The sequence below is a fragment of the Pseudomonas sp. P97.38 genome (assembly GCF_001269745.1).
Taxonomy (GTDB): domain Bacteria; phylum Pseudomonadota; class Gammaproteobacteria; order Pseudomonadales; family Pseudomonadaceae; genus Aquipseudomonas; species Aquipseudomonas chlororaphis_E.
Map to the genome: position 1 here is coordinate 103,788 of NZ_LHVJ01000020.1, position 21,592 is coordinate 125,379.

Annotated in this window: 19 protein-coding genes; 10 read left to right on the forward strand and 9 right to left on the reverse strand. The window is 62.8% G+C overall.

Features of this window, described 5'->3' with window-relative positions; all coding sequences use genetic code 11:
* Positions 1 to 79: 79 nt before the first annotated feature.
* Entirely contained in the window at positions 80 to 2,155 is a 2,076-nt protein-coding gene (locus AD664_RS16740) for an AsmA family protein (protein ID WP_053148010.1), read from the reverse strand.
* Positions 2,156 to 2,539: 384 nt separating this feature from the next.
* On the opposite strand from AD664_RS16740, the gene AD664_RS16745 reads away from it, so the two are divergent.
* The 7 genes from AD664_RS16745 (at position 2,540) to AD664_RS16775 (ending at position 7,777) form a co-directional block, all read left to right on the forward strand.
* On the forward strand, positions 2,540 to 3,007 hold the full coding sequence (locus AD664_RS16745) for a hypothetical protein (RefSeq protein ID WP_053148012.1): 468 nt from the start codon (positions 2,540 to 2,542) through the stop codon (positions 3,005 to 3,007).
* 155 nt (positions 3,008 to 3,162) lie between these two features.
* Positions 3,163 to 3,795 carry a TetR family transcriptional regulator gene (locus tag AD664_RS16750; RefSeq protein WP_042732582.1) on the forward strand — a complete coding sequence of 211 codons (633 nt, stop codon included), beginning with the start codon at positions 3,163 to 3,165 and terminating at the stop codon, positions 3,793 to 3,795.
* A 270-nt stretch (positions 3,796 to 4,065) separates the two neighbouring features.
* Entirely contained in the window at positions 4,066 to 4,566 is a 501-nt protein-coding gene (ureE, locus tag AD664_RS16755) for an urease accessory protein UreE (protein WP_042732583.1), read from the forward strand.
* Positions 4,563 to 5,237 (forward strand): urease accessory protein UreF, encoded by a 675-nt coding sequence (locus tag AD664_RS16760; protein WP_053148014.1) that lies wholly within the window; start codon positions 4,563 to 4,565, stop codon positions 5,235 to 5,237. Before ureE ends, AD664_RS16760 begins: the two co-directional genes overlap by 4 nt.
* Positions 5,238 to 5,246: 9 nt before the next feature.
* Positions 5,247 to 5,861 (forward strand): urease accessory protein UreG, encoded by a 615-nt coding sequence (gene ureG / locus AD664_RS16765; RefSeq protein ID WP_042732585.1) that lies wholly within the window; start codon positions 5,247 to 5,249, stop codon positions 5,859 to 5,861.
* Positions 5,862 to 5,892: 31 nt separating this feature from the next.
* Positions 5,893 to 6,465, forward strand: coding sequence for a HupE/UreJ family protein (locus AD664_RS16770; RefSeq protein ID WP_053148016.1), 573 nt, complete (start codon positions 5,893 to 5,895; stop codon positions 6,463 to 6,465).
* 178 nt (positions 6,466 to 6,643) lie between these two features.
* On the forward strand, positions 6,644 to 7,777 hold the full coding sequence (locus AD664_RS16775) for an AGE family epimerase/isomerase (protein ID WP_053148018.1): 1,134 nt from the start codon (positions 6,644 to 6,646) through the stop codon (positions 7,775 to 7,777).
* Positions 7,778 to 7,909: 132 nt separating this feature from the next.
* Here AD664_RS16775 and AD664_RS16780 read toward each other — a convergent pair whose 3' ends face one another.
* The 8 genes from AD664_RS16780 to AD664_RS16815 all read right to left on the reverse strand — a co-directional run bounded on the left by AD664_RS16780 (position 7,910) and on the right by AD664_RS16815 (position 17,998).
* Positions 7,910 to 8,674: an SDR family oxidoreductase gene (locus AD664_RS16780; protein WP_042732178.1), complete on the reverse strand. Its 765-nt coding sequence runs from the start codon at positions 8,672 to 8,674 to the stop codon at positions 7,910 to 7,912.
* 855 nt (positions 8,675 to 9,529) lie between these two features.
* Complete coding sequence (locus AD664_RS16785) at positions 9,530 to 10,246, reverse strand: ABC transporter ATP-binding protein (RefSeq protein WP_042732179.1); 717 nt, start codon at positions 10,244 to 10,246, stop codon at positions 9,530 to 9,532.
* The gene (locus AD664_RS16790) at positions 10,243 to 11,115 is read right to left on the reverse strand and encodes an ABC transporter ATP-binding protein (protein WP_053148020.1); all 873 of its coding nucleotides are present in this window, start codon (positions 11,113 to 11,115) and stop codon (positions 10,243 to 10,245) included. Before AD664_RS16790 ends, AD664_RS16785 begins: the two co-directional genes overlap by 4 nt.
* A complete protein-coding gene (gene livM, locus AD664_RS16795; RefSeq protein ID WP_042732181.1) occupies positions 11,112 to 12,392 on the reverse strand; it encodes a high-affinity branched-chain amino acid ABC transporter permease LivM in 1,281 nt (426 codons plus the stop codon). Before livM ends, AD664_RS16790 begins: the two co-directional genes overlap by 4 nt.
* Before the next feature lie 2 nt (positions 12,393 to 12,394).
* Positions 12,395 to 13,309, reverse strand: a complete 915-nt coding sequence (locus AD664_RS16800) for a branched-chain amino acid ABC transporter permease (protein WP_042732182.1) — start codon at positions 13,307 to 13,309, stop codon at positions 12,395 to 12,397.
* Between the two features lie 242 nt (positions 13,310 to 13,551).
* Positions 13,552 to 14,688 carry a branched-chain amino acid ABC transporter substrate-binding protein gene (locus tag AD664_RS16805; protein WP_047736046.1) on the reverse strand — a complete coding sequence of 379 codons (1,137 nt, stop codon included), beginning with the start codon at positions 14,686 to 14,688 and terminating at the stop codon, positions 13,552 to 13,554.
* Between the two features lie 370 nt (positions 14,689 to 15,058).
* Entirely contained in the window at positions 15,059 to 16,342 is a 1,284-nt protein-coding gene (locus tag AD664_RS16810) for an FAD-binding oxidoreductase (protein WP_053148022.1), read from the reverse strand.
* Positions 16,343 to 16,507: 165 nt separating this feature from the next.
* Positions 16,508 to 17,998, reverse strand: coding sequence for an aldehyde dehydrogenase family protein (locus tag AD664_RS16815; RefSeq protein WP_053148025.1), 1,491 nt, complete (start codon positions 17,996 to 17,998; stop codon positions 16,508 to 16,510).
* A 166-nt stretch (positions 17,999 to 18,164) separates the two neighbouring features.
* Here AD664_RS16815 and AD664_RS16820 point away from each other — a divergent pair, with 166 nt between their 5' ends.
* The 3 genes from AD664_RS16820 (at position 18,165) to nadE (ending at position 21,379) form a co-directional block, all read left to right on the forward strand.
* A complete protein-coding gene (locus AD664_RS16820) occupies positions 18,165 to 19,073 on the forward strand; it encodes a LysR family transcriptional regulator (RefSeq protein WP_053148032.1) in 909 nt (302 codons plus the stop codon).
* A gap of 247 nt (positions 19,074 to 19,320) precedes the next feature.
* The gene (pncB, locus tag AD664_RS16825; protein WP_042731285.1) at positions 19,321 to 20,547 is read left to right on the forward strand and encodes a nicotinate phosphoribosyltransferase; all 1,227 of its coding nucleotides are present in this window, start codon (positions 19,321 to 19,323) and stop codon (positions 20,545 to 20,547) included.
* 4 nt (positions 20,548 to 20,551) lie between these two features.
* A complete protein-coding gene (gene nadE, locus AD664_RS16830) occupies positions 20,552 to 21,379 on the forward strand; it encodes an ammonia-dependent NAD(+) synthetase (protein ID WP_053148028.1) in 828 nt (275 codons plus the stop codon).
* Positions 21,380 to 21,592 lie beyond the last annotated feature (213 nt).

Here is a 21,592-nt window from a genome sequence, read left to right on the forward strand (position 1 = left end):
TCATTCAGAAAGAATGCGCTCGAATGTGGGAGCGGGCTTGCCCGCGAAGAGGCCCTAGGCCCCACCACAAAGCCACGGATTAGCGCGTTGGCTTCACCGTCACCGGCGCCTTGCCCGCCTTCATCTGCTCCAGCAACGGCGCACACTGGTTCGGCTCACCACCGCTGGGAGCCACCAGCGCCAGCAGGCCGGCGGCCGGAGCCGCGATCACGCCCAACGCCACCATCCCGGCACCGCGCAACATCAGTGGCACCGCCTTGACGCCGGCCGAAGGCTTGGCGAAAGGGCCGCGCACATACAACGGCGAGCGCAGGGAAATCAGCCGCCAGCCCTTGGACTCCGGCGAAATGGTCAGGTCCAGTTGCTCGGTGGCCATGTTCGCCGTGCCGTCGATGTAGATGATCGCGTTCTCGGTGTCGAACACGAACAGGCGGGTGGTCGCCAGGCCGGTCTTGATGTCGAAGTCCGCCGCCGCGCAGTTGATCTTCACTTCCTTGTCGCCAAAGATTTTCCCCACCACGTAGTTGCCGACGTTCAACCCCGCCAGCTCCATCAGTTCCCGGCTGATGGCGCCATCGTTGATGAGCATTTTCAGCGTGCCGTTGGAGGTGCCCAGCAACGCCGCCACCGAATTGCCGCGACCGCTGATATCGGCGTCGCCGTTGAGCTCGCCGAAGCTGGTTTTCATCGGTTCGAAACCGGGGAACAACTGCTTGAGCTTGAAGCCTCGCGCGGTCAACTTCGCCTGGCCCTCAAGGGGACGGGTGTGGCCATTGAGACGGACCTGGGCATCGAGCCGGCCGCCGGCCACGCCGAAGCGCAGCGGTTCCAGGCTCAGTTGCCCGTCGTTGAGCACCAGGTGGGTGTAGAGGTCGGTGAACGGCAACTGCGCGCTGTGGACAATGCGTTTACCGGTGAACTCCACGTCGGCGTCCATCGCGCTCCAGCGCTCGGTGCGGAATTCTTCCACCGGCAAGACCTTGTCGGCCGGCTGTTTGCTGGCGCCTCCCCGGGCCTTTTGCTCGGCGTTGGAGTCGGCACCGATCAGCGGCGCCAGGTCGCTGAACAGCAGCTGGTTGGACACCAGCGCGCCGCTGAGCTTGGGTCGCGGCTGGCCGGCGACGTAGGCGAGGTTGCCGTGGATGTCGCTGTCGCCGATCTTGCCGTTGAAGTCTTCGTAGCGGAACAGCGCCCCGCCCGGCTCGTGGAGCTTGGCAATCAGGCGACCGTCGGTGGCGTAGGGCGGTGAATCCGGCAGGGTCACGCCGGTCAGTGGATAGAGTTGGGCAAGGCTTTTACCGGCCAGTTTCAATTGCAGATCGAGTGCCCCCAGGCTCATCGGGTCAGTCAGCGTGCCCGCCAGCTCGACGCGGGTGTCGGCGATCCTGGCCTGGGCCTGCAACGGGAAAGGTCGCGCGGCATCCTGCAACGCCAGCAGGCCGCCGACCTTGCCTGAGCCACTGAGCGCCTGCCCGTGATAGTGCCCGTCGACCTTGAAGGCAAACGCGTAGTCCTGCGGCACCGCCCCCAGGTCCTGGGCTTTCCTGGCGGCCTTGTCGCCGACGATCTCGCTGAATGGGATGGGCTTGCCCAACGGATCGATCAACACGTCGAGGCGGGTCTTGAGCGTCTGGTCGTCGAGGGTGACGTGGCCCTTGTCGAAGCCGATGGCGCCGATGTCCACCGTCCAGCTGGACGGCTCGGCGTCCGGGTCCTTCGGGTCGAATTGGAACGTCCAGTTGGCGCGCCCATCGGCCAGGCGCTGCAGGCTGGCATTGGGCTCCGTCAGGTCGATACGCGGAATCACCACCCGCCGGCCCAGCAGCGCCAAGGGTGAAATACGCAATTCGACGCGCTTGAGCGTGGCCATCTCCGGGGTTTTCGACCAATCAGGGTTACCCAGGCTCAAATCCTCGGCCACCACATGGGGCCACGGCAGCCAGGCGCGCCAGCCCCCTTCCTCCAGCTCGCGCTGCCAGACCACCGCCAGGTTGCCGTTGATGGCGAACGGGCGATGCAGTTCCTCGGACACCTTGGCGTTGAGCGTGGGTTTGATCCGGTTCCAGTCGAAGAACGCGATCACCAACACCAACACGGCCAGCAAGATCACAAGGCAGGCAAAGCTCCAGGCAAGGATTTTCGAGGTGCGCGTCATGCACGAGGCTCCTGATACAAGTCGGCGTCCGAACGGCGGCGCCTGAAAAAAAGACGAACCTTAGCCTGTTCGTAATAAAAGGTCAGACTGGCAAAACGGCCAACAGGTTTAACGCCGTGGCCATCGTGGGCCAAAAAAGTCTCGAATTGCTGACCGATCCGTCAGCAAACTGTTACCGCACCCGCCCATTCGTGACGCAGCGATGGGTACAAAATACCCACTGCGGTGCAAAACCGCACCCTGGAAACGCCCGTCCTAGAGCCCTCGCCCAGAACAATCAATTCCGTTGATTATTACCATTGCGTTTATGAACTTTTATATCGACTTATCGAGAGTAGCATTGCCCTCGTACCCACTTTATCGCCCTCCCAAGGAGCACTGATCATGAAACGCCAATTACTGATGAGCTTGTCCCTTTCACTGCTGGCCTCGACTGCCTTCGCACTGCCAGCCTCCGAACAGGCCACTCCGCAAGTCAAGGACAGCCATTCGGTCTACAGCCAGACCGTCGCTGAAGGTGGCCGGGATCGACTGGAAGAAAAAGGTCTGGTCCAGGACGGTGGCGACCGCACTCCACAAGGTCAGTCCCTGGCAGCCGATGGTTCCGATCGCACCCCACTGGGTGAAAGCCTCGCAGCCGATGGTTCCGACCGCACCCCACTGGGTGAAAGCCTCGCAGCCGACGGTTCCGACCGCACTCCACTGGGTGAAAGCCTCGCAGCCGATGGCTCCGACCGCACTCCACTGGGTGAAAGCCTGGCAGCCGACGGTTCCGACCGCACTCCACTGGGTGAAGCCCTCGCTTCCGACGGCGGTGACCGTGTGATCGAACGCAACGGCTCCGTGAGCTAAGCCCATGGCGGCCTTGAAAAAAGCCCGATTCCTGCAATCGGGCTTTTGATTTTCAAAGCCCTCGTTTCCCCGCGTTAACCCCTTCTATCGTTCGACGTCGGCAAACCCGATTTGCTAGAGTGCGTCGCTCCCATGACTCGGAAGTCAGTCCTGCGATGCTGCCCCGCGCCGAACAGAAACAACAGACCCGAATTGCCCTGATGGACGCTGCCCGTCACCTGATGGAGTGCGGCCGGGGATTTGGCAGCCTGAGCCTGCGGGAAGTCGCCAGGACGGCAGGCATCGTGCCCACCGGCTTCTACCGGCACTTCGACGACATGGACCAACTGGGCCTGGCACTGGTCTGCGAAGTCGGCCAGACCTTCCGCGAAACCATTCGCCTGGTGCGCCACAACGAGTTCGTCATGGGCGGCATCATCGACGCGTCGGTGCGAATCTTCCTCGACGTGGTACAAGCCAACCGCTCGCAGTTCCTGTTCCTCGCCCGCGAGCAATATGGCGGCTCCCTGCCCGTGCGCCAGGCCATCGCACGGCTGCGCGAGGACATCAGTTCCGACCTTGCCGCCGACCTGGTCCTCATGCCCAAGCTGCAACACCTGAACACCGCCGCGCTGAGCGTGATGGCCGACCTCATCGTCAAGAGCGTGTTCGCCACCCTGCCGGACATCATCGACCCACCCGTCGAAGCACCACCCGAACACCTCACGCCCCAGGCCAAGATCACCCAGCAATTGCGGTTCATCTTCATCGGCCTCAAGCACTGGCAAGGCTTGGGCAGCACCGAGTAATCCCCATTGTGAGAGCGGGCTTGCTCGCGAAGGCGGTGGTTCAGCTACATGGACGTCGACTGACACGCCGCCTTCGCGAGCAAGCCCGCTCCCACAGGTTTGCCGCTCGCCACAAAATAGTGCGCCCCACTCATGACGCGCACCAATCCGGAACAAAACATCGCCCACGGTAAAGCGTTGGCCCAACGCCCCCGGCTATTTCCTACACCCTCTTCGATTGGCAAGCCCCTTGCTCTAAACACCACATCGCTCATTGCTGGAAGCACGCCGATGCTGGTGATTCATCGCAGAATCGACCCTCAACCCCACTGGGACGCCGAGCTGCACCTGACCTATGACGCCCGCAGCAAAAGCCGCCTGCGCTGTTTCAGTGCCGAGGGCGAAGACGTGGGGTTGTTTCTGGAGCGCGGCCAGCCGCCGTTGTACGACGGTGAATGCCTGCAGGCCGAAGACGGGCGCATCGTGCGCGTCTGCGCCCGCCCCGAACAATTGCTGCACGTGACCTGCGCCAACGCCTTTGAACTGACCCGCGCCGCCTATCACCTGGGCAATCGCCATGTCGCCCTGCAAGTGGGCGACGGCTGGTTGCGCCTGCTGGACGACTACGTACTCAAGGCGATGCTCGAACAACTGGGCGCCAGCGCCGAAGCCATCGAAGCGCCATTCCAGCCGGAACATGGCGCCTATGGCGGCGGCCATCACCATTCCCGGCATGGCGACGAAGCGTTCAACTATGCGCCGCGCCTGCATCAGTTCGGCGTGCGCACATGAACCCGGCCTGGGCGCTGCTGCGCCTGGCCAGCCCGCAGTTGCCCATCGGTGGCTACAGCTATTCCCAGGGTCTGGAGATGGCGGTGGATAACGGCCAGGTCGACACGCCCGACGCCGCGCGGCGCTGGATCAGCGACCAATTGCTGCTCAACCTGGCCCGCTTCGAAGCGCCGTTGCTGCTGGCCCACTGCACCGCGGCGGCCGCCGACGACTGGGAGGCCTTGCAGCACCACAGCGACCGACACCGCGCCAGCCGGGAAACCCGTGAGCTGTATCAAGAGAGCCGGCAGATGGGCTACTCGCTGCAGCAGTTGCTCAACGGCTTGCCGGAACTCGATGACGCCGCGCGGCACTTTCTCGACGCCCACAGCGAACCGCACCTGGCCCTGTGCTGGGCGCTGGCGGCCCGCGCCTGGCATATCGCGCCCCAGGATGCGCTCGCCGCGTGGCTGTGGAGCTGGCTGGAGAACCAACTGGCGGTGCTGATGAAAACCCTGCCGCTGGGCCAGCAAGCCGCCCAGCGCCTGACCAGCGAACTGCTGCCGCTGCTGCAACAGGCCCAGCACACCGCTTCAAGCATCGACCCCGATCACCACGGCGGCGCCGCGTTTGGCCTGTCCCTGGCGTGCATGGCCCATGAGCGCCAGTACAGCCGTCTGTTCCGTTCCTAGGAGACACACATGAATACACAACCTTTGCGCGTCGGCATCGGCGGCCCGGTGGGCTCCGGCAAGACCGCCCTGACCCTGGCCCTGTGCCTGGCATTGCGCGAGCGCTACAACCTGGCGGTGGTCACCAACGACATCTACACCCGCGAAGACGCCGACTTCCTGGTACGCAACGAGGCCCTGGCGCCGGAGCGGATCATCGGCGTGGAAACCGGCGGCTGCCCGCACACGGCAATTCGCGAAGACGCCTCGATCAACCTGGAGGCGGTGGACCAGTTGAACCGGCGTTTTCCGGGCCTGGACCTGATCCTGGTGGAATCGGGCGGTGACAACCTCTCGGCGACCTTCAGCCCGGAGCTGTCGGACCTGACCATCTACGTGATCGACGTCTCGGCCGGCGACAAGCTGCCGCGCAAGGGCGGGCCGGGCATCTGCAAATCCGACCTGCTGGTGATCAACAAGATCGACCTGGCGCCGCTGGTGGGCGCATCCCTGGAGATGATGGACAGCGACACCCGGCGGATGCGCAACGGTAACCCCTTCGTGTTCAGCAATCAGAAAACCGGCCAGGGCCTGGACGAAATCATCGCCTTCATCGAACGCCAAGGCCTGCTGACCGCCGCCTGATTCTTAGACTTTTCAACAAGGAAGCCGCTTCATGACATTCAAACGCATCCTCGCCACCCTTGCCCTGCTGCTGGCGCCAGCGCTGGCCTTCGCCCACCCCGGCCATGGCGACAATGGCCTGATCGCCGGCCTCGGCCACCCCATTGGCGGGCTCGACCATCTGCTGGCCATGCTGGCGGTCGGTTTGTGGGCGGCCCAACAACAGGGCGCGGCACGCTGGGCACTGCCGTGCACGTTCGTCGGCACGATGTTAGTCGGCGGCCTGCTGGGTTTTGAAGGGCTGGAGCTGCCGGCCATGGAAAGTGGAATCGCCGCCTCGGTACTGGCCTTGGGCCTGGCAGTGGCACTGGCGGTGCGTCCACCGTTGAGCCTGGCGGTCGGCGCCACGGCTGTATTCGCGTTGTTCCATGGCGTCGCTCACGGCCTGGAGCTGCCAGACATGTCGAGCCCTTGGGCCTACGCGGCAGGGTTCGTCGCAGCCACGGCGGTACTGCATGGCGCTGGTTTCGCGGTGGTACGTGTATTGCCGCGGGCAGCAGCGCCACTGGTGCGACTGGCCGGAGCCGCTTCGGCGGGGGCTGGGGTCTGGCTACTGGCAGGTTGACTGGCTGGGCCTTCACGGCCGCTTTCGCGGGCAAGCCCGCTCCCACAGGTCCGCGTACGCCGGTCGAATCGTGGGAGCGGGCTTGTCCGCGAAGGGGCCTTGAAGGCACTGCATCGCTCGCCCCTGCCACTCTGCTACCATGTCGCGCAATCGCCCCCTGCCGTGACGACGCTCGCCAATGCCTGATGCTTCCCGCCCCGCCCTGCCGCCTGAATTGATCACCCTGTTCGCCACGGTGCGCCGGCATTTTCACGAGGTGATCGTGCCCATGTGGCAAGGCCCGGGCTGGAACAGCGAACTGGCGTTGCCTTATGAATCCCTGGACGCCCACCATGTGCCACTGCCGCCCCAGCGCTACCGCGCCATGGCCTGTGCACGCCAGTTGTACGTGTTTGCCAGCCTGATTGGCGAAGTCCCCCAGGCCGAGGAACGGGCCAGCGCGCTGTTTCGTTCGCTGCAGCGGCACTTCCACGATGCCGAGCACGGCGGCTGGTTCTACAGCATCGACCCGCAAGGGGCGCCGCTGGACACCGGCAAGGACCTCTACACCCACGCCTTCATCCTGTTCGCCTGCGCCCACTACTGGGACAAGGTGCGCGAGCCGCTGGTGGAATCGGTGCTCAATGCCGCCCTGGAAGTCATCGCCCGACGCTTTGCCACCGGCGACGGCCTCTACGAAGCCAGCCTCAGGCGTGACTGGTCAACCCTGGAATCGGGCCCGCTGCAAAACCCATTGATGCATTTGGCCGAAGCGTTTCTTGCCACCCTTTCGGTTCGCGAAGACGCCCATGTGCAACAAGCGTTGTCGAGCCTGTGCGACGGGATGCTCAAGCGCTTCATCGAACCGACGCTGGGCGTGATGATGGAGAAACCGCTCAAGTCTGTGGATAACTGGTTCGAGCCAGGGCACCAGTTCGAATGGTATTTCCTGCTGGCATCGTCGCCCTTGTTGCGTGACGGCAAGCTGCGCAAGGCCCTTGAGCGAAGCTTCGAATACAGCGAGCAACGTGGCGTAGACCGAAAGTCCGGCGCGGTTTGCGCGATGCTGAGCCTAGAGCCGCATGCCGCCCCGCGGGACGCGACCCAGCGCATCTGGGCCCAGGCCGAATACCTGCGCTCACTGACCTTACGTGCGGACGGTCAGCAGGCTTTGCTGCCGCAGCTAAAGGCCCTGCAGCAACACTTCCTGCATGCCAAGGGCTGGAACGAATGCCTGGATGCCGATGGCATCGTCAGCCGGCGGGACATGCCGTCCACCACGCCCTATCACCTCATGACCTGCTATCTCGGGTTGGCCGACTGCCTGGCGTAATGCGTTTGTGGCGAGGGAGCTTGCTCCCGCTCGGCTGCGAAGCAGTCGCAAAATCCTGGGCCTGCTTCGCAGTCCAGCGGGAGCAAGCTCCCTCGCCACAGGCTTCCATCAACCGCCTCCCCAACTCAGCGGTCAGGCCTTGTTGCGCTCGATGGCAAACCCGGCCCAGGTCTGGCTTACCGGCATCAACTCCAGGCTGTTGATGTTGATGTGCGCCGGCGTGTTGAGCACCCAGTAGATCGTTTCGGCGATATCCTGCGGCTGGATCGGATCGGCCCCGGCGTAGGTGGCGTTATAGCGGTCCTGGTCACCACCGAAGCGCACCAGCGAGAACTCGCTTTCGCACAGGCCCGGCTCGATATTGCTCACCCGCACGCCCGTGCCTTGCAAGTCGCAACGCAGGTTCAGGGAAAACTGTTTGACGAACGCCTTGCTCGCGCCATACACGTGGCTGCCCGGGTACGGGTAGTTACCGGCGATGGAGCCCAGGTTGATGATTCCGGCGCCACGGCCATGGGCGATCAGGCGCGGCAGCAGCAAGCGAGTGCTGTAGAGCAGCCCTTTGACGTTGGTGTCGACCATGGTGTCCCAGTCATCGAGGTCGCACTTGGGGGCCGGGTCGACGCCCAGGGCCAGGCCGGCGTTGTTGATCAGCCCGCGCAGCGTGGCGAACGACGGCGGCAGGTTGGCGATGGCTTCCTCCATAGCCTTGCGGTCTCGTACGTCGAGCACCAGGCCGTGGACCTCGGTCTGCTTCGACAACTCGGCGCAGAGGGCATTGAGGCGTTCTTCACGACGACCGGTCAGCACCAGTTTCCAACCGGCCTCGGCAAAACGACGGGCGCAGGCTTCACCAAAACCGGACGTCGCGCCGGTGATAAACAGGGTGTTGGACATCGTGTTCTCCTTGCTTGGGCTTGAACCGCTCATTGAAATGGAAATCGGCCCACAGCATGCCCGCCCCGACATGGCAGGGGCAAGGCTTGTGAAACCCCGTCGACCGCCCTCAACATTGATCATAAAACAACCAACTGGCGCCAAGCCTCGCGGAATAAGGGCTACAGCCGGTTGCCCGCACCTTATCCACAGGCACGTCCACAGTAACCGGGGGCAACTGCACAAGCGCCAGGCCGCTGTGCACAAGGCTTTGCGGGGTGTTTGGAAATTTTTTTCGCTTGACCCCGCAACAACGGTTGTGCAGTTCAGGATCTCTGCTATAAGCCAGCGGCCAACTAGGCGATGGCTCCAAGCCAGTAACTACGGCCCTTCGCGCGGTCTTTCCAGAGTTTAGTCACAGACTTATCCACAGGCTTGCCCAGCGTTTTGCGCAGCCTCGCCCAAGCGCATAAAAGTGTTGACAACTGCCACCGCCGCGCCATCAAAAACACCTGATCAGAAATTAACCATCGCCCTGTAGGCCGCGTAATCAAAGGCTTTCAGCCAGCTACTCCCACGTTACCCACAGCCAGTTCCACAGCAAACGGGGACAAGTCAAAAGTGTGACAAAACAACTGTTTGCGGCGACTTTATGTCGCGGTTTGGCAAGGGTTCAGAATGGTTTTCCACAATTGTGAAAAACATACAAAGCCTCCTGTGGGAGCGAGCTTGCTCGCGATAGCCTCGGTTCAATCAACATCGATGTCGGCTGACCTGCCGCCATCGCGAGCAAGCTCGCTCCCACAAGTTGGGTGGTGGTTTGGAGGGATAAAAAACCGGCGATCTCTCGCCGGTTTTTCCATTACAGCAGCCGCTTCAATGCCCGCCCAGGTACGCGTTGCGCACCTCTTCGTTGGCGAGCAGTTCCTTGCCGGTGCCGGTCAGGCGGATTTCACCGTTGACCATCACGTAGGCCCGGTCCGACAGCTTGAGGGCGTGATTGGCGTTCTGCTCCACCAGAAAGATGGTCATCCCCGTGGACGCCAGCTCCCGCAGGGTGGAGAAGATCTGCTTCACCACGATCGGCGCCAGCCCCAGGCTCGGCTCGTCGAGCAGCAACAACTTCGGCCGGCTCATCAGTGCCCGGGCGATGGCGAGCATCTGCTGCTCGCCGCCGGACATCGTCATGGCCCGCTGGTTGCGCCGCTCCTTGAGCCGCGGGAACAGCTCGAACATGCGCTGCATGTCTTCGCTGGCGTACTTGTCACCGATGGGAATGGTGCCCATCAGCAAGTTTTCCTCGACGGTCATGTCGGGGAACACCCGGCGCCCTTCCGGCGACTGCGCGATGCCGTTGGACGCGATGTAGTGGGACGACTTGTGGGTAATGTCCACGCCCTGATAGATGATCTGCCCGCCGGCCGCGCGCGGCTGGCCGAAGATCGACATCAACAGCGTGGACTTGCCGGCACCGTTGGAGCCGATCAGGCTCACGGTCTCGCCTTCGCCAATGTGCATCGAGACTTTCTTCAGGGCCTGGATCGGCCCGTAGAACACGTCCAGTTCCTTGAGTTCGAGGATCGGTGTACTCATACCAATTCCTCTTCATCGGCGCCCAGGTAGGCCGCGATCACCTTCGGATCGTTGCGAATCGCCTCCGGACCGCCCTCGGCGATGACGTTGCCGTGGTCCAGCACCACGATGTGGTCGGAAATGCTCATTACCATGCCCATGTCGTGTTCGATCAGCACCACGGTCAGATCATGCTCGTCGCGCAGCAGCCGGATCATCGCGCTCAGCGCTTCGGTTTCCTGAGGGTTGAGGCCGGCCGCCGGCTCGTCCAGGCAGATGATCTGCGGACGGGTGCACATGGCCCGGGCAATTTCCAGGCGCCGTTGCTGGCCGTAGGAAAGCTCGCCCGCCAGGCGGTTGGCGCAATCCACCAGGTCCACCACTTCCAACCAGTAGAAGGCGTGGTCCAGGGCATCGCTTTCAGCCTTGCGGTAGCCTTTGGTGTTGAGGATGCCGGCCAACAGGCTGCGGTTGACCCACATGTGCTGGGCCACCAGCAGGTTTTCCAGCACCGACATTTCCTTGAACAGGCGGATGTTCTGGAACGTCCGGGCCAGGCCGGCGCGGTTCACCAGGTGGGTCCCGCCGAACATCTTGTAGTACAGCCGGCTGGCGAAGGATTTCGGCGACACGAAGTCGGTCGGCCGGAAGGCCTCGCCCAACAGCTTGATGACGTTGGTCCGCTCGCCACGCACATTGAGCTCGATCCTGCCGCCCGAAGCCTTGTAGAACCCGGTCAGGCAGTTGAACACCGTGGTCTTGCCCGCGCCGTTGGGGCCGATCAGGGCGAAGATCGACTTGCGCTTGACCTGCAGGCTGACGTCGCTGAGGGCCTTGATCCCACCGAACTGCATCATCAGGTTTTCAACGGAAAGTACGACTTCGCTCATGGCGCTACCCCCTTGCGCGGCGTCACACCGGTACGGCTGATACGAATCAGGCCGCGAGGTCGCCAGATCATCATCAACACCATCAGCACGCCGAACAGCAGCACCCGGTACTCGGAGAAACTGCGCAGCAGCTCCGGCGCCACGGTGAGCACGAACGCCGCGATCACCACGCCCACGGTCGAGCCCATGCCACCGAGCACGACGATCGCCAGGATCAGCGCCGACTCGAAGAAGGTGAACGACGATGGATTGACGAACCCCTGGTAGCTTGCGAAGAACACCCCGGCCAGGCCAGCGGTGGATGCACCGATGGTGAAGGCCGAGAGCTTGACCAGCACGTGGTTCAGCCCCATGGAGCGGCAGGCGATTTCATCTTCGCGTAGGGCTTCCCAGGCACGCCCGACCGGCATGCGGGTCAGGCGATGCTTGATGTAGAGCACCAGCATCACGACGATGAACAGCACGATGTAGATGAACAGGAATTTCAGGTTCGGGTTGTAATCGATACCGAAGAATTCATGGAACGGCACCCCGCCGTCCTTCGCCCTTCGCCCGAACTCCAGGCCGAAGAACGTCGGCGACGGCACCGGCATGCCATTGGGCCCGCCCGTGAACGACAGCCAGTTGTTGAGCACCAGCCGGATGATCTCGCCGAAGCCCAGGGTCACGATCGCCAGGTAGTCACCGTGCATTCGCAATACCGGGAATCCCAATATGCAGCCGGCCATCGCCGCCGCAATCGCCGCCAGGGGCAGCACCGTCCAGAAGCCCAGGCCCAGGTATTGGTAACCCAGCGCCAGGCCATAGGCGCCGATGGCGTAGAACGCCACGTAGCCCAGGTCGAGCAGCCCCGCCAGGCCGACCACGATGTTCAGGCCCAGGCCCAGTAGCACGTAGATCAACCCGAGGATGACCACCGTGAGCACGTATTTGTTGGCGAAGAACGGAAACACGATGGCGATCACGATCAGTGCCGGGATGATCCAGCGCAGGCGCGACTTGTAGTCCGGTGGCAGGACGTGCACGCCGGAGCCGGAGCTTTCGAAACCCTGGAGCACCTTCAGGCCCCGAGGCGTTTGCAGGAACAGGCTCAAGGCAAAGCGCCCGATCATCACGATCGCCACCAGCCAGCCGACGCGGGCCGGTTGCAGGTTGAAGCTGTAGCCGTCGAGCACCACGCCGACAATCGGCCCGAACACGATCAGCGAGATCAGCCCGGCCAGGATCGCGTCGATGACGCTCTGTTTGATATCAATCGGTTTATTGGCAGCAGACATACTTATACCTTCGCCACGAGTGGGCGACCCAACAGGCCTTGGGGACGGAAAATCAGAATCAGCACCAGCAGCGAGAAACTGAACACGTCTTTGTAGTCAGAGTTGATCAGACCGGAGAACAGCGACTCGGAGATCCCGAGGATGATTCCGCCGAGCATCGCCCCAGGCAGGGAGCCAATGCCGCCGAGCACCGCCGCGGTGAACGCCTTGATGCCGATGATGAAGCCGGCATAGAAGTCGAACGTGCCGTAGTTCATGGTGATCAGCACGCCGGCCAGGGCCGCCATGGCGGCACCGATGATAAACACGTAGGAAATCACCCGGTCGGTGTTGATCCCGAGGATCGAGGCCATCTTGCGGTCTTGCTGGGTGGCGCGGCACATGCGCCCCAGCTTGGTGTACTTGATGATGTAGGTCAGCAGGGCCATCCCGGCAAACGCCGCCACCAGGATGAAGATCTTGGTGTAGGTCAGTTGCACGAAACCACTGCCGATGTCGACACGCATGGCGCCTTCGAGCAGTGTCGGCACGCCCTGCTGGCGGGCGCCCTGGCTGATCTGGGCGTAGTTCTGCAGGATCAGCGAGATACCGATGGCACTGATCAGCGGTGCCAGGCGGGTGGAGTTGCGCAGGGGTTTGTAGGCGACGCGTTCGATGACCCAGCCGTAGACCCCGGTGACCACGACTGTGAATACCAGGGTGCCGAGGATCATCAGCGGGAAGGATTCGATACCGAAGTAAGCCAGCAGAGCCAGACTGATTGCCGCGAGGTAAGCGGAAATCATGTAAACCTCGCCGTGGGCGAAGTTGATCATGCCGATGATGCCGTAGACCATTGTGTAGCCGATGGCGATCAGACCATAGACCGACCCGAGGGTCAGGCCGTTGATCAGTTGCTGCAGGAAAATACCATCCATAACGCGATCTCACGCATTTGAAAGGCTGCACGCACAACGCGGCGACGGACCGGGGTTCAGCCGCCGACGCGGCACGATGTGCGCGCAGCTTTCGAGAGAAAAGACAGGTGGGTCTTAGCCCGGGAAGGACGATCGTGGCGAGGGAGCCTGCTCCCGCTGGACTGTGCAGCAGTCCTGTTTTCAGGGCCGCTACGCGCCCCAGCGGGAGCAAGCTCCCTCGCCACAAGCCGTTATCCCTTCAATTATTTCTGTTTTTCCAACTGATGGTATTTGCCGTCCTTGTCCCACTGGTAGACCACGTAGTCGGAGACCTTCAGGTCACCCTTGGCATCCCACTCTTTCTTGCCCATGACGGTTTGCACCGGATTGGCCTTGAGCCATTTGGCCGCGTCCTCGCCCTTGTTGGACTTGGCACCGTTGAAACCGGCGGCCAGCGCCTGGACCGACGCGTAGGCGTACAGGGTGTAGCCTTCAGGCTCGACGCCCTGGGCCCGGAAAGCGTCCACCACGGCCTTGCTGTCGGGCAGCAGGCGCGGATCGGCGCCGAAGGTCATGTACACGCCATCGACGTATTGCGCGCCGCCGGCGGTGGTGACCAGTTCGTCGGTGACGATGCCGTCGTCGGACATGAACTTCACGTCCTTGAGGCCTTGTTCACGCAGTTGGCGAACCAGCGGGCCGGCTTCCGGGTGCAGGCCACCGAAGTAGACCACGTCGGCACCGGCCGCGCGGATCTTGGTGACCACGGCGCTGAAGTCTTTCTCGCCACGGGTCAGGCCTTCATACAGCACGGCTTTCACGCCACGCTTCTCCAACTGTGCCTTGGTGGCATCCGCCAGGCCCTGGCCGTAGGTGTCCTTGTCGTGCAGCACGACGACTTTCTTGCCCTTGAGCACGTCGACGATGTAGTCGCCGGCCACGATGCCTTGCTGGTCGTCACGCCCGCACATGCGGAACATCGCGCTCAGGCCGCGCTCGGTCACTGCCGGGTTGGTCGAGCCCGGGGTGATGGCGATGACACCCGCCTCGTCATAGACCTCGGAGGCCGGGATGGTGTTGGACGAGCAGAAGTGCCCGACCACGCCGATCACCTTGTCCTGGTCCACCAGGCGGTTGGCCACGGCCACGGCCTGCTTGGGTTCGCAGGCGTCGTCGCCGGCGACCAGGACGATTTTCTCACCGTTGACGCCACCGGCCTTGTTGATGACATCGGCGGCCGCCTGGGCACCTTTCATGTACTGCTCGCCGAAGGCCGCGTTGGCCCCCGTCATTGGACCCGCCACACCGAATTTCACATCAGCCTGCGCAAACGCGGACACACCCAGCGCAGCTGCCACTGCGAGGGCCAGGAAGCCTTTCTTGTAAAACGTCTGGGACATGAGGTGGTGCTCCAAGGTTTTTTTTAGTTGGCACTGCGACTTCATTTCACTGAGAAGCTCAGAGCAAGGGCCGTGCCATCGGTTTTTTATTCTGAAAAAAGTCGCTGCTTTATTGTTATTTCGACTGTTTCGGGCCCTTTTTCATAGGGCGTGCAACCGTCTAAACCGCACAAGGTGCAACCTTGCATTTATGTGGGTAAAACCCTCCATGAGCCATCATTGCAACCATCGCGCGAAACGACGTGCAACCATGCTGTAACATCCTGCGTCACCGAACTGCACACTGTCGGTGCGCAACTGCTACAACCCGCACCATAACAGGCTAGCCGCTGCGCCGGAAAACGCGGCGCGCGGTAACATTTTTCTACACTCAGATGACGATCCGCAGGCACTGGCCCGCGTGATACAGCGAAAAACCCGCCTCGTACAGGCAACTGCGCAGCCCCACGCCGGCCAGCGGCTGCATAGGCGCGAAGGGGATTGGCAGCGCCTTCGCGTCACCCTGGCATAGGTAGTCGGCGAAGGCCTTGCCGACCACCGTCCCGGTGGTCACCCCGCGCCCGTTGTAGCCCGTCACGGCCACCAGCCCGGGGGCCGGCTCGAACAGGCGCATCAGATGATCCGGGGTAAAGGCAATGCACCCGGTCCAGGTGCATTCCCACTCCACGGGTTTGAGATAGGGAAAATAGTGGCGCTGTACCCGGTCGGCCCACGCCTTGAGGAACCAGGTCGGCTTGCGGTTGCCATTGCCCAGGCTGCCGAGCAACAGGCGGCCGTCCTTGTCCCGGCGAATGCTGCTCAAGACCTGGCGGGTGTCCCACGAACCCTGTCCGCCCGGCAGGATGCGCCGGGCCGCGTCGTCGGTCAGCGGGACCGAGGCGACCTGGTAGTAATAGCCCGGGAAAAAGTTGCGCCGCAGCTCGGTCCAGTCGCCTTCGGTGTAGGCGTTGGACGCGATCACCACCTGCTCGGCCAGCACCGAGCCCTGGGCCGTTTGCACCGACCAGCGCTGGCCTTGGCGCTCCAGGCGGGTGACCGGGGAGTGATCGAACAACTGCCCGCCAAGGTCCCTGGCCGTCTTGGCCAAACCGCTGGCGTAAGCCATGGGGTTGAGCGTCCCGGCGCGTCGGTCGAGCAAGGCGGCGGCGATTTTCGAGGTGCCCGTGGCCTCGACGCAGGCGTGCCCGGTGAGCAACTCCACTGGGGCGCCACGGCGCTTCCATTGGGCTTCGCGACTGCGCAGGTCAGCCTCGCCCCGGGCGTTATGGGCCATGTGCAGAGTGCCTTCGCGGCGCAACTGGCAGTCGATGTTGTATTTGTCGACGAGGCTGAACACCAGGGCTGGCGCGGCCCCCAGCATGCGATTGAGCTGGCTGCCCACCGCTTCGCCGAACCCGGCCTCGATCTCGTCCGGCGGGATCCACAGGCCGGCGTTCACCAGCCCGACGTTGCGCCCCGAACCTCCGTGCCCGGCCCGATGGGCCTCCAGCAACGCAACGCGCTTGCCCTCCTCCAGCAAATGCACGGCCGCCGAGAGCCCGGTGAAGCCGGCCCCGATCACGCAGACATCGGCCGTGATCTCCCCGGTGAGCGAAGTGTTTTCAGGCCTTTGCGGCGTCAGTTTTTCCCACAGACATTCTTCGCGTAACGGCATTGCCAGACTCCGAAAAACCCAACCATCACACTATTCAGCGTGGGAGCGAGCTTGCTCGCGATAGCGGCGGCACATTCAACGACTATGTGACTGACACACCGCTATCGCGAGCAAGTTCGCTCCCACAAAGGATCTCCACGTATTGAAAATCCGCCCCTAACAACCTCAGTCGAAGGTAATCCCTTGGGCCAACGGCAGCTCCAGCGAGTAGTTCACGGTATTGGTCTGGCGGCGCATGTAGCCGCGCCAGGCGTCGGAACCGGATTCGCGACCGCCGCCGGTTTCTTTCTCGCCACCGAAGGCGCCGCCGATTTCCGCGCCGCTCGGGCCGATGTTGACGTTGGCAATGCCGCAGTCGCTGCCCACCGCCGACATGAACTGTTCGGCTTCACGCACGTCGGTGGTGAAGATGCAGGACGACAGGCCCTGGGGCACGGCGTTGTTCAGGTGCAGGGCCTCGGCGAAGTCCTTGTAGCCGACCACGTACAGGATCGGCGCGAAGGTTTCGTGGCGCACGACGTCGCTCTGCTCCGGCATCTCGACGATGGCGGGCGACACGTAATAGGCATTCGGATACTGGTCTTCGAGCTGGCGCTTGCCGCCGAACACCCGCCCGCCTTCGCTCAGGGCCTGCTCCAGCGCATCCTGCATGTTGTCGAAGCTGTGCTGGTCAATCAGCGGCCCGACAAGGTTGCCTTCCAGCGGATGGCCGATGCGCACTTTCGAATAGGCGGCCTTGAGGCGGGTGACGATTTCATCCTTCACCGACTCGTGGGCGATCAGCCGGCGCAACGTGGTGCAACGCTGGCCGGCAGTGCCGACGGCGCTGAACAGGATCGCGCGCACGGCCATGTCCAGGTCGGCGCTCGGCGCGAGGATCATGGCGTTGTTGCCACCCAGTTCGAGGATGCTGCGGGCAAAGCGCGCGGCGACTTTCGGCGCGACTTCGCGGCCCATGCGGGTGCTGCCGGTGGCACTGATCAAAGCCACGCGAGGATCGTCCACCAACGCTTCACCGGCGTCGCGGCCGCCTATGATCACCTGGCTCAGGTACGGCGGCGCATCGCTGAAGTTCTTCAACACGCGCTCGAACAGCGCCTGGCAGGCCAGGGCGGTGAGCGGGGTCTTTTCCGAGGGTTTCCAGATCACCGCGTTGCCGCACACCAGGGCCAGTGTGGTGTTCCAGGCCCAGACCGCCACCGGGAAGTTGAACGCGCTGATGACCCCGACCACGCCCAGCGGGTGCCAGGATTCACGCATGTGGTGGCCCGGGCGCTCGGAGGCGATGGTTAGGCCGTACAACTGGCGGGACAGGCCGACGGCGAAGTCGCAGATGTCGATCATCTCTTGCACTTCACCCAGGCCTTCCTGGGTGATCTTGCCGGCTTCCCACGACACCAGTTCGCCGAGGTCGGCCTTGTACTGGCGCAACAGGTCGCCGAATTGACGCACCAGTTCGCCACGGCGCGGCGCCGGCACCTGGCGCCACAGGTCGAAGGCATGCTCGGCACGGCTGACCTGCTGCTCGACTTCAGCGGCACCTTCCCAGTTCACGGCGCCGATGCGGCTGCCGTCGATAGGTGAATGCACCGGCTGGGTGCCGTTCTGGTACAGGGCCGAGTCGACACCGAGACGATCAAGCAATGCAGCAACCATGGAAAATTCCTCACGCAAAAGACAATAGGCGGCAACCGGACGAAGACGGCTGATCAGGACTGTAGTTGTAGCTGGCGCGAGACTTGGCAACAAACGACCATTAAGCGAGATATCATTCCGTTTATTCATGCTGCCCAGGCAGAGCGACCGGAAACAAGGCCTCACCATGCTCAACAAACGCTATTTGCCATCGATCACGGCGCTGCAATGCTTCGAAGCGGTGACGCGGCACTTGAGTTTCACCCGCGCCGCCGAAGAACTGCACCTGACCCAGAGCGCCGTCAGCAAGCAGGTCGCGCAACTGGAAGAACTGTTGCAACACTTGCTGTTCCGGCGCGTCCGCCGCCGCCTGCAACTGACGCCGGCCGGCGAGTTGTACCTGGCTGAAGTGCGAAAAATCCTCACGCAGGTGGAGATGTCCACCCATTACCTGCGTTCCTACGGCGGCGACACTGAAGTCCTGCGGGTTTCCACGCCTCCGACCTTCGGTGCTCGCTGGCTGGTCCCGCGCCTGAAGGGCTGGCGGCTGCGCCATCCGACGATTCATCTGGACCTGTGCAGCGAACAGGAAGCCGACGACCTGCTGCAAGGACGCAGCGACCTGGCCTTTTATTTCGGCCAGGGCTCACGACCCGGTTCCGAATCCCTGAAACTGTTCAGCGAAGAACTGGTACCAGTCTGCGCCCCCGGCAGCCTGCCCGAGCAGCCCTTCAGCGACCCGACCCAACTGGCCGACCTGGTCCTGCTGCAGAACGCCTCCCGCCCACAGGCCTGGCACGACTGGTTCGACAGCCAGGGCTACCACACCGAACACAGCTATCACGGGCCACGCTTCGAAACCTTCTACATGTGCATCCGCGCCGCCCAGGTCGGCTGCGGTGTGGCGCTGCTGCCACGCTTTCTGGTGGAAGAAGAACTGGCCGACGGCAAGCTGGTCATCCCCTGGCAACACGCGATGCCCAGCAGCAGCGCCTATTACCTGGCCTACCCCGAGCACTCGGCGGAGGTGCCCAAGGTGAAGCTTTTCGTGGAATGGATGCTGGAGCAGATCGGCAACCCGGATCTGCCACATTAACTGCATCCCACATAAACCCCGTGGCGAGGGAGCTTGCTCCCGCTCGGCTGCGAAGCAGCCGCAAGATGCGCAACCAAGACGCCGCTAGAGGGGCGCTTCGCACCCCAGCGGGAGCAAGCTCCCTCGCCACAAAGATCTGCGGGACTAAAAAACACTGGCAATACCCATCCAGGTTATGCGCCACTAACCTTTTCAACAAACCGCTGCACCGCGCTGCCCGACGCAGCGACCTGCCTGGAGACCCACCATGAGCGAGAGTGTATTTGCCGATCGTATCGTGCAGAACCTGCTCGACACCGACTTCTACAAACTGACGATGATGCAGGCGGTGCTGCACAACTACCCCAACGTTGAAGTCGAATGGGAGTTTCGTTGCCGCAACAGCGAAGACTTGCGCCCCTACCTGGCGGAGATCCGCTTCCAGATCGAGCGCCTGGCCGAGTTGAGTCTGAGCGCCGATCAATTGGGGTTCCTGGAACGCATCAGCTTTCTCAAGCCGGACTTCCTGCGCTTCCTGGGCCTGTTTCGCTTCAACCTGCGGTACGTGCACACCGGCATCGACAACGGCGAGCTGTTCATCCGCCTGCGGGGGCCGTGGCTGCACGTGATCCTGTTCGAAGTGCCGCTGCTGGCCATCGTCAGCGAAGTGCGCAACCGCTATCGCTACCGGGAAATAGTCCTGGAACAGGCGCGGGAGCAGCTGTATCGCAAGTTCGACTGGTTGACCGCCAATGCCAGCGCCGACGAGTTGTCCGAACTGCAGGTCGCGGACTTCGGCACCCGACGACGCTTTTCCTACCGCGTCCAGGAAGAAGTGGTGAACGTGCTCAAGCATGATTTCCCCGGGCGTTTCGTCGGCACCAGCAACGTGCACCTGTCCCGGGAACTGGACATGAAACCCCTGGGCACCATGGCCCACGAATGGATCATGGCGCACCAGCAACTGGGCCCGCGGCTGATCGACAGCCAGATCGCCGCCCTCGACTGCTGGGTGCGCGAGTACCGTGGCCTGCTGGGGATCGCGCTGACCGATTGCATCACCATGGACGCATTCCTGGCGGATTTCGACCTGTTCTTCGCCAAGCTGTTCGACGGCCTGCGCCATGACTCCGGCGACCCGGTGATCTGGGCCGAAAAGGCCATCGCCCACTACCACAAGCTGGGCATCGACCCGATGAGCAAGACCCTGGTGTTCTCCGACAGTCTGAACCTGCCCAAATGCCTGGAGATTTTCCGCGCATTGCGTGGTCGCATTAATGTCAGCTTCGGTATTGGCACCAATCTGACCTGCGACATTGCAGGTGTAGAGCCAATGAGCATCGTACTTAAAATGATCAGTTGTGACGGGCAACCCGTGGCCAAGATTTCCGACGAGCCCGGCAAGACCCACTGCAAGGACCCCAATTTCGTCGCCTACATGCGACATGTTTTCCAAGTACCTGCCGACCTTATCGACCCCTCTAGCAAGGAGTGAATTCATGCAAGCCGTACAGCGTGAGATTGCTGAACAACTCAACGTCCAGCCCCCGTTCGCCGATGACGCGGCCCTCAAGGCTGAGATCGCCCGGCGGGTGGGCTTCATCCAGGATTGCCTGGTCAACTCCGGGCTCAAGTCCCTCGTGCTTGGCATCAGTGGCGGGGTCGACTCGTTGACCGCCGGGTTGCTGGCCCAACGGGCGGTGCGTGAACTGCGGGAGAAAACCGGCAACCCGGCCTACAAGTTCATCGCCGTGCGCCTGCCCTACGAAACCCAGTTCGACGAGCACGAGGCGCAGGCCTGCGTGGACTTCATCGAACCGGACGAACGCCACACCGTCAACATCGGCCCGGCGGTCAAGGCGCTGGCCAAGGAGGTGCTGGCCTTCGAAGGCAAGGCACCGGGCTCGCGGGATTTCGTGCTGGGCAATACCAAGGCGCGGATGCGCATGGTGGCGCAGTACACCATCGCCGGTGCCGAACATGGCCTGGTGATCGGCACCGACCATGCGGCCGAGGCCGTGATGGGGTTCTTCACCAAGTTCGGTGACGGCGCCTGCGACCTGGCCCCATTGAGCGGCCTGGTGAAGAACCAGGTCCGGGCCATCGCCCGTGATTTCGGCGCGCCGGAATCGCTGGTGGAAAAAGTCCCCACGGCCGACCTCGAAGACCTGTCCCCCGGCAAACCCGACGAAGCCGCCCACGGTGTGACCTACGGCGAGATCGACGCCTTCCTGCATGGCAAGACCATCCGCGAAGAAGCCGCCCGGATCATCTGCGAAACCTACCGCAAGACCGAGCACAAGCGGGTCCTGCCGTACGCGCCATGATCCTGTGGGAGCGAGCCTGCTCGCGATGGCGGTTTGTCAGCCGGCATCATGATTGACTGATCCGACGCTATCGCGAGCAAGCTCGCTCCCACATGGAAGCTGCGGCGTGCACAGCATTTGTGTTCACTGCCAATCCCTTGTGGGAGCGGGCTTGCTCGCGAAGGCGGTGTATCTGTGACATCTATGTTGAATGTCCGGCCGCCTTCGCGAGCA

Excerpts from the sequence above, each read along its gene's own strand:
- AD664_RS16740 (WP_053148010.1), bottom strand. The coding sequence starts at position 2,155 with ATGACGCGCACCTCGAAAATCCTTGCCTGGAGCTTTGCCTGCCTTGTG.
- AD664_RS16745 (WP_053148012.1), top strand. The coding sequence starts at position 2,540 with ATGAAACGCCAATTACTGATGAGCTTGTCCCTTTCACTGCTGGCCTCG.
- AD664_RS16750 (WP_042732582.1), top strand. The coding sequence starts at position 3,163 with ATGCTGCCCCGCGCCGAACAGAAACAACAGACCCGAATTGCCCTGATG.
- ureE (WP_042732583.1), top strand. The coding sequence starts at position 4,066 with ATGCTGGTGATTCATCGCAGAATCGACCCTCAACCCCACTGGGACGCC.
- AD664_RS16760 (WP_053148014.1), top strand. The coding sequence starts at position 4,563 with ATGAACCCGGCCTGGGCGCTGCTGCGCCTGGCCAGCCCGCAGTTGCCC.
- ureG (WP_042732585.1), top strand. The coding sequence starts at position 5,247 with ATGAATACACAACCTTTGCGCGTCGGCATCGGCGGCCCGGTGGGCTCC.
- AD664_RS16770 (WP_053148016.1), top strand. The coding sequence starts at position 5,893 with ATGACATTCAAACGCATCCTCGCCACCCTTGCCCTGCTGCTGGCGCCA.
- AD664_RS16775 (WP_053148018.1), top strand. The coding sequence starts at position 6,644 with ATGCCTGATGCTTCCCGCCCCGCCCTGCCGCCTGAATTGATCACCCTG.
- AD664_RS16780 (WP_042732178.1), bottom strand. The coding sequence starts at position 8,674 with ATGTCCAACACCCTGTTTATCACCGGCGCGACGTCCGGTTTTGGTGAA.
- AD664_RS16785 (WP_042732179.1), bottom strand. The coding sequence starts at position 10,246 with ATGAGTACACCGATCCTCGAACTCAAGGAACTGGACGTGTTCTACGGG.
- AD664_RS16790 (WP_053148020.1), bottom strand. The coding sequence starts at position 11,115 with ATGAGCGAAGTCGTACTTTCCGTTGAAAACCTGATGATGCAGTTCGGT.
- livM (WP_042732181.1), bottom strand. The coding sequence starts at position 12,392 with ATGTCTGCTGCCAATAAACCGATTGATATCAAACAGAGCGTCATCGAC.
- AD664_RS16800 (WP_042732182.1), bottom strand. The coding sequence starts at position 13,309 with ATGGATGGTATTTTCCTGCAGCAACTGATCAACGGCCTGACCCTCGGG.
- AD664_RS16805 (WP_047736046.1), bottom strand. The coding sequence starts at position 14,688 with ATGTCCCAGACGTTTTACAAGAAAGGCTTCCTGGCCCTCGCAGTGGCA.
- AD664_RS16810 (WP_053148022.1), bottom strand. The coding sequence starts at position 16,342 with ATGCCGTTACGCGAAGAATGTCTGTGGGAAAAACTGACGCCGCAAAGG.
- AD664_RS16815 (WP_053148025.1), bottom strand. The coding sequence starts at position 17,998 with ATGGTTGCTGCATTGCTTGATCGTCTCGGTGTCGACTCGGCCCTGTAC.
- AD664_RS16820 (WP_053148032.1), top strand. The coding sequence starts at position 18,165 with ATGCTCAACAAACGCTATTTGCCATCGATCACGGCGCTGCAATGCTTC.
- pncB (WP_042731285.1), top strand. The coding sequence starts at position 19,321 with ATGAGCGAGAGTGTATTTGCCGATCGTATCGTGCAGAACCTGCTCGAC.
- nadE (WP_053148028.1), top strand. The coding sequence starts at position 20,552 with ATGCAAGCCGTACAGCGTGAGATTGCTGAACAACTCAACGTCCAGCCC.